Source organism: Sulfuriferula sp., from assembly GCF_054605375.1.
Window position 1 is genome coordinate 54,486 of the sequence record NZ_JBTSEG010000010.1, and the last position, 13,566, is coordinate 68,051.

General features: G+C 54.2%; 13 protein-coding genes. All 13 read left to right on the plus strand.

What is annotated here, in order from left to right:
- Positions 1–7: 7 nt before the first annotated feature.
- The 13 genes from ACYCZJ_RS07660 (at position 8) to ACYCZJ_RS07720 (ending at position 13,533) form a co-directional block, all read left to right on the plus strand.
- A complete protein-coding gene (locus tag ACYCZJ_RS07660; RefSeq protein WP_461553637.1) occupies positions 8–1,792 on the plus strand; it encodes an ABC transporter ATP-binding protein in 1,785 nt (594 codons plus the stop codon).
- A 293-nt stretch (positions 1,793–2,085) separates the two neighbouring features.
- Positions 2,086–3,429 carry a sensor histidine kinase gene (locus ACYCZJ_RS07665; protein WP_461553638.1) on the plus strand — a complete coding sequence of 448 codons (1,344 nt, stop codon included), beginning with the start codon at positions 2,086–2,088 and terminating at the stop codon, positions 3,427–3,429.
- Positions 3,426–3,887 (plus strand): response regulator, encoded by a 462-nt coding sequence (locus ACYCZJ_RS07670; protein ID WP_461553639.1) that lies wholly within the window; start codon positions 3,426–3,428, stop codon positions 3,885–3,887. The genes ACYCZJ_RS07665 and ACYCZJ_RS07670 overlap by 4 nt, the downstream gene beginning before the upstream one ends.
- Before the next feature lies 1 nt (position 3,888).
- Positions 3,889–6,396: a putative bifunctional diguanylate cyclase/phosphodiesterase gene (locus ACYCZJ_RS07675; protein ID WP_461553640.1), complete on the plus strand. Its 2,508-nt coding sequence runs from the start codon at positions 3,889–3,891 to the stop codon at positions 6,394–6,396.
- Between the two features lie 93 nt (positions 6,397–6,489).
- Positions 6,490–7,458 (plus strand): HlyD family secretion protein, encoded by a 969-nt coding sequence (locus ACYCZJ_RS07680; RefSeq protein ID WP_461553641.1) that lies wholly within the window; start codon positions 6,490–6,492, stop codon positions 7,456–7,458.
- Positions 7,455–8,369 (plus strand): ABC transporter ATP-binding protein, encoded by a 915-nt coding sequence (locus tag ACYCZJ_RS07685; RefSeq protein WP_461553642.1) that lies wholly within the window; start codon positions 7,455–7,457, stop codon positions 8,367–8,369. Before ACYCZJ_RS07680 ends, ACYCZJ_RS07685 begins: the two co-directional genes overlap by 4 nt.
- On the plus strand, positions 8,366–9,502 hold the full coding sequence (locus tag ACYCZJ_RS07690; RefSeq protein WP_461553643.1) for an ABC transporter permease: 1,137 nt from the start codon (positions 8,366–8,368) through the stop codon (positions 9,500–9,502). The genes ACYCZJ_RS07685 and ACYCZJ_RS07690 overlap by 4 nt, the downstream gene beginning before the upstream one ends.
- A gap of 163 nt (positions 9,503–9,665) precedes the next feature.
- Complete coding sequence (locus ACYCZJ_RS07695; RefSeq protein WP_461553644.1) at positions 9,666–11,531, plus strand: sensor domain-containing diguanylate cyclase; 1,866 nt, start codon at positions 9,666–9,668, stop codon at positions 11,529–11,531.
- Between the two features lie 116 nt (positions 11,532–11,647).
- Positions 11,648–12,421: a co-chaperone DjlA gene (djlA, locus tag ACYCZJ_RS07700; RefSeq protein ID WP_461553645.1), complete on the plus strand. Its 774-nt coding sequence runs from the start codon at positions 11,648–11,650 to the stop codon at positions 12,419–12,421.
- Positions 12,422–12,453: 32 nt separating this feature from the next.
- Positions 12,454–12,780, plus strand: a complete 327-nt coding sequence (locus ACYCZJ_RS07705; protein WP_461553646.1) for a CNNM domain-containing protein — start codon at positions 12,454–12,456, stop codon at positions 12,778–12,780.
- 10 nt (positions 12,781–12,790) lie between these two features.
- Positions 12,791–13,024: a hypothetical protein gene (locus tag ACYCZJ_RS07710; protein ID WP_461553647.1), complete on the plus strand. Its 234-nt coding sequence runs from the start codon at positions 12,791–12,793 to the stop codon at positions 13,022–13,024.
- A gap of 45 nt (positions 13,025–13,069) precedes the next feature.
- A complete protein-coding gene (locus ACYCZJ_RS07715) occupies positions 13,070–13,225 on the plus strand; it encodes a hypothetical protein (RefSeq protein ID WP_461553648.1) in 156 nt (51 codons plus the stop codon).
- Positions 13,201–13,533, plus strand: coding sequence for a transporter associated domain-containing protein (locus ACYCZJ_RS07720; protein WP_461553649.1), 333 nt, complete (start codon positions 13,201–13,203; stop codon positions 13,531–13,533). The genes ACYCZJ_RS07715 and ACYCZJ_RS07720 overlap by 25 nt, the downstream gene beginning before the upstream one ends.
- Positions 13,534–13,566: the final 33 nt, after the last annotated feature.

Below are 13,566 nucleotides of genomic sequence, written 5' to 3' on the forward strand. Positions count from 1 at the left end.
TACCTACGTGAGTACACCTTCTTCCTATACGTGGCCGTTTGTGATTGGCCTCGCACGCGCGCACAAACGCAAACTGCTGTTCGCCAATCTGGTCGCACTGTTTGCGGCGGCTGCCAGCGTGCCGATCCCGCTGTTGCTGCCGTTGTTGGTGGATCAGGTGTTGCTGCATCAACCCGGCGCACTCACCCGCTTTATTGATCAGTACGCCCCTGTTACCTGGCATGGGGCCACCCTGTATATCGGCACGGTACTGGCCGCCACCCTGCTCCTGCGGCTGATCGCCATGCTCGCGGGTGTATGGCAGAGCCGCCAATTCACCCTGATCGCCAAAGACGTGACTTATCGCCTGCGCCGCCAGATGCTGGCGCGGCTGTCGCATATCGCATTGTCCGAATATGAAACTCTGGGTAGCGGTACCGTGACGTCGCATTTTGTTACCGACCTGAATGCGGTGGATGATTTCATTGGTGCGGCAGTAGCCAAATTCATAGTGGCCGCATTCATGCTGATCGGCATGACGGCAGTGTTGTTGTGGATGCATTGGCAACTGGCCTTGTTCATTCTGCTGCTCAATCCGCTGGTGATTTATTTCACCATGCTGCTTGGGAAAAAAGTGAAGGACCTCAAGCGCGTCGAGAACAGCGCATTCGAGTTATTTCAGCAAGCCCTCACCGAAACCCTGGACTCGATTCAGCAAATTCGCGCCCTCAACCGCGAGCGCCATTACCTGGCAAGGGTAATGGACCGGGCGCAGGACATCCGTACCCACACCGCTGCGTTTTCATGGAAAAGCGATGCGGCGAACCGGGCATCGTTTCTGATATTCCTGTTCGGTTTTGATATTTTTCGCGGCGTGAGCATGCTGATGGTGGTTTACTCGGGTCTGAGCATCGGCGAGATGATGGCGGTATTCGGCTACCTGTGGTTCATGATCGGACCGGTTCAGGATATTCTCGGCATCCAGTATGCGTGGTTCGGCGCCAAGGCTGCACTGGCGCGCATTAACCACCTGCTTGCCCTCAAGGACGAACCCCAATATCCGCATCTCCATAATCCCTTCACGGGCAAGCACACAGTCGGGCTGGCCGTGCAGGATGTGTTCTTCCAGTATGGTGAAAACGAGGTACTGAACGGCGTCAGCCTGAACATCCATGCTGGTGAAAAAGTCGCGCTGGTCGGCGCCTCCGGCGGTGGAAAATCCACGCTGGTGCAGATCATTCTTGGCTTGTACCAGCCGCAGTCGGGCAGCATATCTTTCAATGGCATTCCCACCACCGAAATTGGCTTCGACGTAGTACGCGAGAATGTCGCCACCGTACTGCAACATCCGGCCCTGTTTAACGACACTGTGCGCATGAATCTGAGCCTGGGATGCGAGATGGACGAAGCTGCCTTATGGCGGGCGCTCGAAATGGCCCAGTTGGCCGATACCATCCAGGCCATGCCGAATGGATTGAATACCCTTGTCGGCCGCCAGGGTGTACGCCTGTCGGGCGGACAACGTCAGCGTCTGGCCATCGCACGCATGATTCTGGCTGATCCCAGGGTGGTGATTCTGGACGAAGCCACCTCCGCGTTGGACACCGCTACCGAAGCCCGGCTGCATGCGGCATTGCATGATTTTCTGAAAGACCGTACGACGCTGATCATTGCGCATCGGTTGTCGGCGGTAAAACAGGCCGACCGTGTTTACGTGTTCGACGGTGGACAGATCATCGAGGAAGGTGTGCATACCGAACTGATACGCAACGACGGGCTGTACGCCAAACTGTATGGCACGCTGCAGCACTGACACATGCCGAACACTGCGAAGATTCAGCAACAATCGGTAGCAATCGGATCAGGGTTTGCCATCTGCGCTATCGGCATAAGCGATAATGAAGTATATTTAAATTCAATATGTTGAAAAAATAACAAACGTTTTTTCGTGGTTATTGCCGAGGAGCATGAGTAGCAGATGGCTTCACCTCCACGCCCCATACCATCCCCGCACGGAACATCACTCCGATGGAACATGACGCAATGATATATTCGACCCTGCGCATTGTTTTATTATATTTATTGCTTTCCAGCTTATGGATACTTTTGTCCGACCAATTCCTGCAGCAGTATATTACTGATCCCGGTTTCACAGAACGCCTGGAATCATTGAGGGAATGGAGTTGGGTTCTGGCCAGTACGCTCGTCCTGTTTTTCCTGTTACGCCGCCAAAATACCACCGCATGGCGTGCCAGCGAAATCCTCTCGGAACGGGAAAGAAATTTCCGCATGCTTACCGAAACCATTGCTACCGCAATTTTTCTCCATCGTGGCGGACGCTTGTGTTTCGTCAATCCAAAAGCGGTCGCCTATAGTGGCTACACCCGTGAAGAATTGCTGACCATGGATTTGTGGCAATTGGTAGCCCCGGAGTATCAGGAAATCGTCAAAGAGCGCGCTTTGGCACGCCAGAAAGGCATCAGCGGCGCCGCCAGTTACGAATTCAAAATCATTACCAAACAGGGCGATGATCGCTGGCTGGAAGTAACCGCCGATTCCATTGAATTCGAAGGTACGCCAGTCGGTCTGGCTACCGCTTATGACATCACCCAGCGCAAGCTGGCGGAGCAAAAAATCAATTTACTCAATGCCGAACTTGAGCACCGTGTCATCGAACGGACCACAGAACTGGAAACGGCCAATACCCAATTACGCACCTCGCAAGCCAGCATCCGTGAATTGAATGAGGAACTGCAGGCATCGGTGCAGGAAATGCAAGCGTTCAGTTACTCGGTTTCGCATGACTTGCGCGCCCCTCTACGCGCCATTCAGGGTTTTACCCAGGCGCTACAGGAAGATTACGCAAGCCAGCTCGACCCGGCAGGCCGGGATTTCGCGCAACGCATCGTCACCGCAGCCAACCGCATGGATATCCTTATTCAGGATCTGCTGGCATATAGCCAGTTGAGCCGCGGCGAACTCAGCCCGAAAACTGTGAGCTTGGCCAAAATTGTGGCTGAGGCCAGCGCCCAGCTTCAGACGCAGATCGCCGAACATCACGCCAGCATTTCAATTATTGGATCGTTGCCGGATGCTTTCGGTCATCGCCCAACCCTGGTACAGGTTATCGCCAATCTGCTATCCAATGCCATCAAATTTGTCGCGTCCGATACACCGCCATTGGTATATATCTCGGCAGAAACATTTGAAAACAGGGTGCGCTTGTATGTAGATGACAATGGCATCGGTATCCCCGCCGAACATGCCGAACGCATTTTCAAGGTATTCGAGCGCTTGCATGGCATCGAAACCTATCCCGGAACAGGAATCGGCCTTGCTATTGTGCGAAAGGGAATCGAGCGTATGGGAGGCCACGCAGGCGTCATGGCAAAAGAAAATAACGGCAGCCGATTCTGGATAGAGTTGCCGCTCACAAGGGAGAGGGGATGAATATAACGCTGCCGACGCTATTACTGGTGGAAGACGATGCCAATGACGTGATGTTGTTCCGCCGTGCCAAGGACAAATCGAATCTGTCCAATCCCTTGCAAGTGATGGAGGACGGTGAAATGGCCGTTGCCTATCTCTCCGGCCAGGGTCAGTACGCTGACCGTAGCCGCTATCCGCTACCTGCGCTCATGCTGCTGGACCTGAAACTGCCGCGCAAATCCGGCCTGGAAGTGCTTGCCTGGCTGCGCGAGCAACCCGGTCTCCTGCGGCTGCCTGTCGTGGTATTGACCTCTTCCAAGGAAAGCGTGGACGTCGGCCATGCGTATGATCTCGGTGCCAATTCCTATCTGGTCAAGCCGGTGGCGTTCGACACATTGCTGGAAATGGTCAAGGCATTGGGGATGTATTGGTTCATACTCAATGAACAACCGGAGCTTCAACCTTCCGCAGATGAATAAAATGGATATGAAAATAACCAGACAGACTCCACTGAAATGCCTGCTGGTGGATGACAATCCAGATGATCGTGCCCTCGCCTCCCGAGCGCTGGCGCGCGAATTTCCGGATATGCAGACGGAATTTGTCACGGATATGGATGGATTCAAGCAACGTATTGAAGCAGGCAATCTGGACCTGGTCATTACCGATTATCAATTGCGCTGGACTGACGGCCTGAACGTTCTGCGCATGATCAAGGAGGCACTCCCGGAATGCCCTGTGGTCATGTTCACCGGTACCGGTAGCGAAGAAATTGCCGTGGAAGCGATGCGCGCCGGCCTGGATGAATATGTACTCAAGGCGCCCGGGCATTATGTCCTGCTCCCCACGCGGGTGCATTCGTTATTGGCACGTGCCGAGCAGCGGCGGCTTCTTGAAGCGGCAGAAAAAGCGTTGCGCGAGAGTGAATCGCGCCTGCGTACCATCATCGACACTGAACCGGAATGTGTCAAGATCATTGGCTCCGACCACCGTCTGCAATTCATGAATGCATCGGGGCTTGCAATGATAGAAGCGGATTCCGGCGAACAAGTGCTGGGAAAGAAACTGCTGGAGATACTTCTACCAGAGTACCGTCTGGCTTTTCAGAATTTGACCCGCAGCGTACTGGCGGGAAACAAAGGCTCGCTGGAATACGAAATTACCGGTCTCAAAGGCCATCGCCGCTGGCTGGAAACCCACGCCGTCCCGCTGGTCAGCGAAATGGATGGCAGCACTTCATTGCTGTCCATCACACGCGACATTACCGAGCGCAAACTGGCCGAAAGCGGTCGTGCGCAACTGACCGCCATCATCAATTCCGCCATCGATTTTATCGGTATTTGCGGTCAGGATGGAACGGTTACCTTTGTGAACCGGGCCGGGCGCAATATGCTGGGTATCGATCTGAACGAAGACCTGTCCACCACCCGCATGCAGGACTATCTGCCCGCGTGGGCAGCAGAACAACTATATAGCCATGGTATCCCCACCGCGATCCAGGAAGGCATGTGGCGCGGCGAGAGTGCATTGTGCCCACGCGACGGAAAAGAAATCCCGGTATCGGCGGTCATCGTCGCACACAAGCTTGCGGATGACAGCGTGGATTTTTTTTCCACCATCATGCGCGACATCTCGGAGCGCAGACACCATGAAGAACAATTACAACATCTCGCCACCCACGATAGTCTGACCGGCCTTCCTAACCGCGCGCTCTATTCCGACCGCCTGGAAGTGGCCATTCTCGAAGCCCAGCGCAATCAGCGGCTGGTCGCTGCCATGCATCTTAATCTGGACCGTTTCAAAACCATCAATGACACCCTCGGTCACGAAATGGGCAATGCCTTGCTGCAGGCGGTCGCAGAACGGCTTGAAAATAACATACGCGAGGTTGACACCATCGCCCGGCTCGGCAGCGATGAGTTTGCGCTGGTGTTCACGGACATCGCGCAACTGGATGAGGTGAGCGAACTGACACAGGAAATCCTGCATAGCTTCAAGAAACCATTCCGAATCGGAGAACATGAATTATTCCTGACTGCCAGCGTCGGCATTGCTGTTTATCCGCTGGATGACCTGACCCCCGACGGCCTGTTGAAAAATGCTGCTATCGCCTTGAATCGCAGCAAGGACACGGGTGGAAACAGCTACCAGTTTTACACCGCAGAAATGAATGCCAAGGCATTACAGCATTTATTGCTGGACAATGCCTTGCACCATGCGCTAGAGCGGGATGAATTGCAATTGTATTATCAACCACAGGTGGATTTTCAAACTGGCAAAGTATGCGGAATGGAGGCCCTGTTGCGCTGGAAACACCCGGAACTGGGAATGATTTCACCCGCCGAATTCATTCCGCTGGCCGAAAAAACCGGTTTGATTGTCCCGATCGGCGAATGGGTATTACGCACAGCCTGCACGCAAAACAAGGCATGGCAGATGGCAGGACTGCCAGCGCTACCCGTTGCCGTCAATCTGTCGGGGCGCCAGTTCGCCCAGCTTAACCTGGCGCAAACCATTACCCGGATACTGACGCAAACCGGGCTGTCACCGGACCTGCTGGAACTGGAAATTACCGAAGGTACGCTGATTCAAAACATTCAGGATTCCATTGCCATACTTCATGAATTGAATAGCCTGGGCATAGCCATCTCCATTGATGATTTTGGGACTGGTTATTCTTCATTAAGCTATCTCAAGCGTTTCCCGATCAATGCCATCAAGATTGATCAATCATTTGTGCGCGACATTTACACTGATCCGAACGACGCCGCGATTGTAAGTGCCATCATTGCCATGGCACGTAGCCTGGGCATGAAAACCATTGCGGAAGGCGTGGAAACCAATGAGCAGCTGTCGTTCCTGCGCTCGCATCAATGCGACCTGATGCAGGGGTATTATTTCAGCAAGCCGGTTACCGCTGAAATCATTAGCCAAATGTTGAGTGAAAATTGGAGCTTAAGCTTTGGGGAGAAGGCGGTGGTCAGCTAATCCGGCGCAGCGCGATCATTCAATCATCGCACTTGAAGATAATGTAATTTGTAATGCCATTGTTAATCCGTGATTGCCCATAACACTTCAGCCATGACTATCTTATTTGACCGCCGTTCCAGTTTATTGTCATTGTTATTGGTGGGATGCCTGCTTGGCGGTTGCCAGCCAACGTCCCCGGAATTTTTTCAGGGTTATGCAGAAGGCGAACCAGTGCGGGTGGCGGCACAACAATCCGGCGTATTGACTTCGCTAACGGTGCAACGCGGCGATCATGTTCAAACGGGTGCCGCGCTATTCAGTCAGGAGCATGCACAGGAAGCTGCCGCAGTAACACAGTCCGAAGCACTACTGGCACAAGCTCGAGCGCAGTCGGCCAACCTTGATACCGGAAAACGCACGCCTGAGATCGCAGTAATTGATGCCCAGCTTGCCGATGCACGGGCACGCCTGCGATTGTCCACGGATCAATTGACGCGTCAGCAAACATTGCGGGCAAAAGGTTTTATCAGCGCCGAGGCACTGGATCAGGCGCGTACCCAACTCGCCCGTGATCAAGCGCACCTTGCCGAAATCGAGGCGCAGCGTAGCAGCGCCCAGCTGCCCGGCCGCAAGGATGAACGGATGGCCGCGGTCGCCCAGGCAAATGCGGCGCAGGCCCAACTGGCGCAGAGCCAGGTTCGGCTGGCGCAAAAATCCCAGACTTCACCCGTGACTGGTCAGGTGGAAGACAGCTTTTACCGGGTGGGCGAATGGGTGGGTACCGGGCAGCCGGTGCTATCCATTCTGCCGCCGCAAAATATCAAAGTGCGCTTTTTCGTACCGGAAACGCGGCTGGCCGCCATACACGCTGGAGAAAATGTGCGCATCCATTGCGACGGCTGCGGCGCACCCATTACTGCCAAGGTACGCTTCATCGCCCAGCAAGCCGAATACACGCCACCAGTGCTGTATAGCGAAAATAATCGCCACCGCCTGGTCTATCTGGTGGAAGCGTGGCCTGCATCGAAGGATGCGACGCGACTGCACCCCGGCCAGCCGGTCGACGTGACCTTGAAATGAGTGACGAACTGCTCATCGATGTCAGCGGTCTGAGCAAGTCATTCAATGGCAAACGCGCCGTCAACGGATTATCGATACAAGTACGACGTGGCGAAATATTCGGCTTTCTCGGCCCCAACGGCAGCGGCAAAACCACCTCGATCCGCATGCTGTGCGGGCTGCTCACACCGGATTCCGGTAGCGGCACCTGCCTGGATTTCGACGTGCTCACGCAAAGCCGGGAAATCAAGAAACAGGTGGGTTACATGACCCAGCGTTTCAGCTTTTACGATGATTTATCCATCCGCGAAAATCTGGATTTTGTGGCCCGCATGTACGGCATGAATAACCGCCGCAATGTGGTGGAACAATCAATGCTCGATCTCGGGCTGGCCGACCGGCACGCGCAACTGGCGGGCACCCTGTCGGGCGGCTGGAAACAACGTCTGGCGCTGGCCGCGTGCATGCTGCATCAGCCGCGCCTGCTGTTGCTGGACGAACCGACTGCCGGGGTCGACCCCAAGGCGCGGCGTGACTTCTGGGATGAAATCCATCGCCTGTCCGGGCAGGGCATCAGCGTGCTGGTATCCACCCATTACATGGACGAAGCCGCGCGTTGTCATCGTCTGGGCTACATCGCCTATGGTGATCTGCTCGCCTCGGGTACGCCTGAAGAACTATTGGCCGCCAGCAAGCTGGCCAGCTACAACGTTCACAGCAACGACCTGGCGCTGGGGGAACGGCTCAAAGCCTTGCCGGACGTCGAGCAGGTCGTCGCCATGGGGCACGTATACAGCGTCAGCGGTACCGATGGGGAACGCATTCTGCAAAATCTGTCCGCGATAGAAGGCTTGCGTTTCGAACCGGTGGAAACCGGGCTGGAGCAGGTATTCATCCAGCTCATGGAGCACACTGCGGAGCAGACCTCATGAAGCTGCCTCTCTCTTTGCACCGCTTGTGGGCCATCGTAGCAAAGGAATTCATCCAGCTGCGGCGCGATCGCATTACCTTTGCCATGATGGTGGGTATACCCGTAATGCAGCTGGTACTGTTCGGCTTTGCCATCAATACCGACCCCAAGCATCTGCCTACCGTGGTGCTGGATGCCGATCAGAGCGCCTATTCGCGCAGCCTCACGGCCGGTCTGGAAAACAGCGGTTACTTCGACGTGCGGCCTTATACCGGGAGTGTCGCCCGGGCGGAAGAAGACATGGCCATTGGGACAATCCAGTTCATTGTCTCCATCCCCGCCGATTTCTCGCGCCGCCTGATACGCGGCGAGAAACCCGCGGTACTGGTGGAAGCGGATGCATCTGATCCGGCTGCCACCGGCAACGCGCTGGCAGCATTGGCCAATCTCAGCCAGACCGTACTATCCCACGACCTGACCGGCCCGCTGGGTCAGTTGAATGCCACGCCGCCCCCGTTTGAGGTGCGCGTACAGCGCAACTACAATCCGGAGGGCATTACCCAGTACAACATCGTGCCGGGGCTGATGGGTACCATTCTCACCATGACCATGATCATGATGACCGGTATGGCCGTCACCCGCGAACTGGAACGAGGCACACTGGAAAATCTGCTGGCCATGCCGGTACACCCGCTGGAAGTGATGATCGGCAAGATCATCCCCTACATCATGGTGGGCTACATCCAGGTGGTGGTCATCCTCACCGCCGCCTACTTCCTGTTCCATGTGCCCATTGCCGGCAGCCTGCCGCTGCTGCTGGCCTGTGTGCTGATTTTCCTGGCAGCCAATCTTGCTGTCGGCATGATGTTTTCCACGATCGCCAAAAGCCAGCTGCAGGCCATGCAGATGACGTTTTTCTTTTTCCTGCCGTCCATGCTGCTGTCCGGCTTCATGTTCCCGTTTCGTGGCATGCCGGAGTGGGCGCAGGTCATCGGCTCGGCGCTGCCGCTCACGCATTTTCTGCGCATCGTGCGCGGCATCATGCTGAAGGGAAACGGCTGGGCCGAAACCTGGCCCAGCGTATGGCCGCTGCTGGTGTTCATGGCGGTGGTGCTGGTGATCGGTCTGAAACGTTATCGTCGCACGCTGGATTGAAGCCGTGTCAGAAAAACGCAATGCAAATTCACCCAAAAATGCAAAATTTTTGTATGTTATTCTAGATCTCGACAGGCGTTTAAGCGTGAACCTCGCGGAGCTACAAACAAGAACTCTGCTAAACCGCAATATCTAAAATGCATGCACTGATCCTCGTTACATCATGATGCCTGAACCCCCCCACGACAAAACGGATTACGAGTTGCATCAAAAATTGCTGGCCGTCTACAAGTTGACGTTAGCGGATATTGCACAGCGCGCTCCTCTCGCTCAGACATTGACCGGCATTGTGACCGGCATTGAAGACCCGAATCCCGGAATTCATGGCGCTATTTTCCTGATGGACGAGGAAGGCAACCGCCTTCATTTGGCTACCGCACCCAGCCTGCCTGAAAACTACCTGCGCGCGATTGACAGCATCACTGTGTCAGATGAAGTCTGGGCATGCCAGTCTGCAACTGACAACGCGATTCTCATTACCGCCGAACGTATCGAGGCAAGTCAATTCTGGTGCAACTTTTGCGAGTTGGCCAAGCAACACGCACTCCAGGCCTGCATGGCGATCCCTATCCTGTCTGCCGGTAACCGCGTGCTTGGCATTTTTGTTGCCTACTCACAAGGAATTGGTCAAATGAACAGCCGGCATCGGGAGATCATCACCGACATCGCCCTGCTGGCGTCGATTGCTATTGAACGCAATATCGACGAGGCCAAACTGAATGGCGCCGAGAATACCTTGCGCGAGAGCGAAACAAGGATGGCGCTGGCTATCAAAGAAAGTGGTACCGGTATTTGGGATCGGAATATTGTAACGGGAGAGATGCATTATTCATCCGGCTGGAAAGCCATTCTGGGTTACACGGATGAGGAAATCAGCAACCGGATCGAAGACAGTTATACGCGTGTGCATCCGGATGATCTTGATGCTGTGCAAGCGGCAATACAGGCGCATTTTGACCAAAAAACCAACGGCTACGCGGTAGAACACAGAATTCGTTGCAAGGATGGCAGCTACAAATGGATCTCGAGCCGCGGCAGGGTAGTTAGCCGCGACAGGGAAGGCAAACCACTGCGGATGATAGGCACTACCACCGATATCACTTCCCTGCGTGCATTGTCTGAAAGATTGCAGCAAAGTGTCGATTTGCTAACCGATCTGACAAATGAAATCCCGGGTCTGGTATTCCAATATCGTTTATTACCAAATGGTGATGCGTTTTTTCCTTACGCCAGCCAGGGAATCAAGGATATTTATGAAACGACGCCTGAGCGGGTAATGCGTAGCGCGTCGGCCGTGCAACAGGTCATTCATCCGGATGATCTCGAAAATTACCGCGCTTCGTTCAATGAATCCGCCGCCAGTTTGACACCCTGGCATTTAGAATATCGTGTCATCTTACCAAGACAACGCCTACGCTGGCGTCAGGGACATGCCCGGCCTATCCGGCTACAGGATGGCAGCACACTATGGCATGGCTTTATCGCCGATGTAACCGAACGTAAGCACATCGAGATCGAATTACAGGAATTCGCTACAATCGATTTTCTGACGCAATTACCCAACCGGCGCTATTTCATGGCGCGAATGGATGAAGAACTGGTTCAAATCAAGCGCATGGCGGACCCGTATTCCGCGGTTCTGATGTGTGATCTCGATCTATTCAAAACCATCAATGACAATTACGGTCATGCAGTCGGCGATCTGGTACTCAAGCATTTTGCGCGCATCCTGCGCGATGAACTGCGCATGAACGATACCGTGGGCCGCGTGGGCGGTGAAGAGTTTGCAGTGGTTCTGTCTGGTATGGGTACGCCTGAAGCAAATATTTTTGCTAACCGGGTTCAAAAACGGCTTGCCGAAACACCCCTGGTTGTGAGTGATGTCACCATCACCGTGACAACGAGTATCGGCATTACCGTCATGAAGGCGACCGACATGAACGCTGATGCATCCCTATCACGCAGCGACAAAGCGCTTTATCGTGCCAAAACAGGCGGCCGCAACCGTATTGAAATTTTCGTTGATTAGCACACGGTTGCCTTGGGTCGGGCCAGTATCTTAATGTACAAGCGACAAATCCTGTCTGCTACCGTTTGCGGCGCGCATACATTAATCATTTTTTATAAGCAATCGAAGGAACTACTTTGTTCAAACTCATTGGTGCCTTAATAGGGTATTTTTACTTCGGCATTTTTGGGGCTTTTTTCGGCTACTTCCTGGGCAGTATTGCTGATCGGTATCGCGCTTATGGTTTTGGTGGCGTCAACCCGCTTAGCGCTAGCCAGCGCCAAGCCGTTTTTCTGGAAACGGTTTTTGTCTTGATGGGTAAAGTGGCCAAGGCTGATGGCCGGATATCGCAAGATGAAATTGCGCATGTCGAACTCTTTATTGAAAAATTGGGGATGTCTACCGAGCATAGGCAACAAGCCATCACACTTTTTAAAAAAGGTGCCGCCCCCGACTTTGATTTAGAGACTGCTTTGAGACAGTTTATGGCCGTTTGCGGCCAAACACACAGCCTGAAACAGATGTTGCTGGTGTATCTCATCGTGATGGCTTTATCCGATGGGCGCATCGATACAGCTGAAGAACACCTGCTGGTTGAGATTGCGTTACAGCTTGGTTATGACCACGATGCATTCAAGCGCATGCTGGATATGGTTTTGAATCAGGCACACTTCGCCAGCGGTCAGTCCGGCTCAGCCGACGCGCTGGATGATGCATATAAAGCATTGGGCGTCAGCAAGGACAGCAGCGACCAGGAAGTCAAACGCGCGTACCGTAAACTGATGAGTCAATATCACCCGGACAAGTTAATGGGCCAGGGTGTTCCGGCGGATATGATCGCGGTGGCCACTGAGCAGGCACAGGAAGTACAAGTAGCTTATGATTTGATCGTAAAGAGCCGTAAACAGTAGATTGGATTCTATCTGTTTCTTTTAGCAATTTATTGGCTCTGGTTTCGAGCCAATATCATTGGTATAAGATGGCAGTGACGGAAAGCGCTCTGGCTGTTACTGCGATTCCCATTGGCAAGCAGCAACATGAATGCCTTATGGATACTGGTTTTCCTGATCGTGCTTTCCGGTTTTTTGCCCTGGCTGAAATGGCGCTTGCCTCGGCACGTCGCGGCAGACTGGTTCAAATGGCCAACGAAGGAAACAAAGGAGCTATAGCAGCGATCGCCATCAAAGAACACCCTAGCCGGTTATTGGCGGCAACCCAGACCGGCATTACCGCCGCAGCCTTATTGATGGGTATCTATGTTTGTGGATGAAGGAGCCAAAATGGGTGCCTTCGCGCCGGAAGAAAGCCATCTCATGGGTAATGTTCTGCGTCTGGAAGACCGCCGTCTTGCCGCCATCATGACGCCGACCGCGGATGTGGCTTATCTGGATCTGCTCGCTCCGCGGGAACGTAACCTCAGACTACTGAGCGATGCACCCCATTCACAACTACCAGTTTGCAAGGGCGACCTGCAGCAGGTTATCGGCATCGCCGAAAGTCATGACATCCTGTAGGCTGCCATAGAAGGTGAAGTAGATTTCGCCGAAATCCCGCTCGGCTTGCCTCTCTTCGTACCCGGCACCCTTACGCTGATCGACCTGCTGCGCACCCTGCGTCAGCAAAAAACCGCCTTTGCTTTGGTGGTCAGTGAATTCGGCGTCACTGAAGGTTCGTCACCCTGGATGATGTCATGCTCTCGCTGGTGGGTGACATGATGCCGCTGGGCAACACCCCTGAGGACGCCCTGGCTGTGCGCCGCCCGGATGGCTCCTGGCTGCTGGACGGCCTGCTGGCCATCGACGAAATGAAGGATAAACTGGAAATCCGCTCGGTTCCCCATGAAGACCTGGGTAACTTTCATACCGTGGGAGGATTCGTGCTGGCATCCCTTGGCCGCATCCCGCGCAAATCCGAGCAGTTCTCCTGCGGTGACCGGGATTTCGAAGTGGTGGACGTGGATCGAAACCGGGTCGATCAGGTCCTCGCCATTCGACGTGGTATTCCTGCCGAACACAAGGAATAAACCCTACAATCCAGTCCGATACAGCAGGTCAGC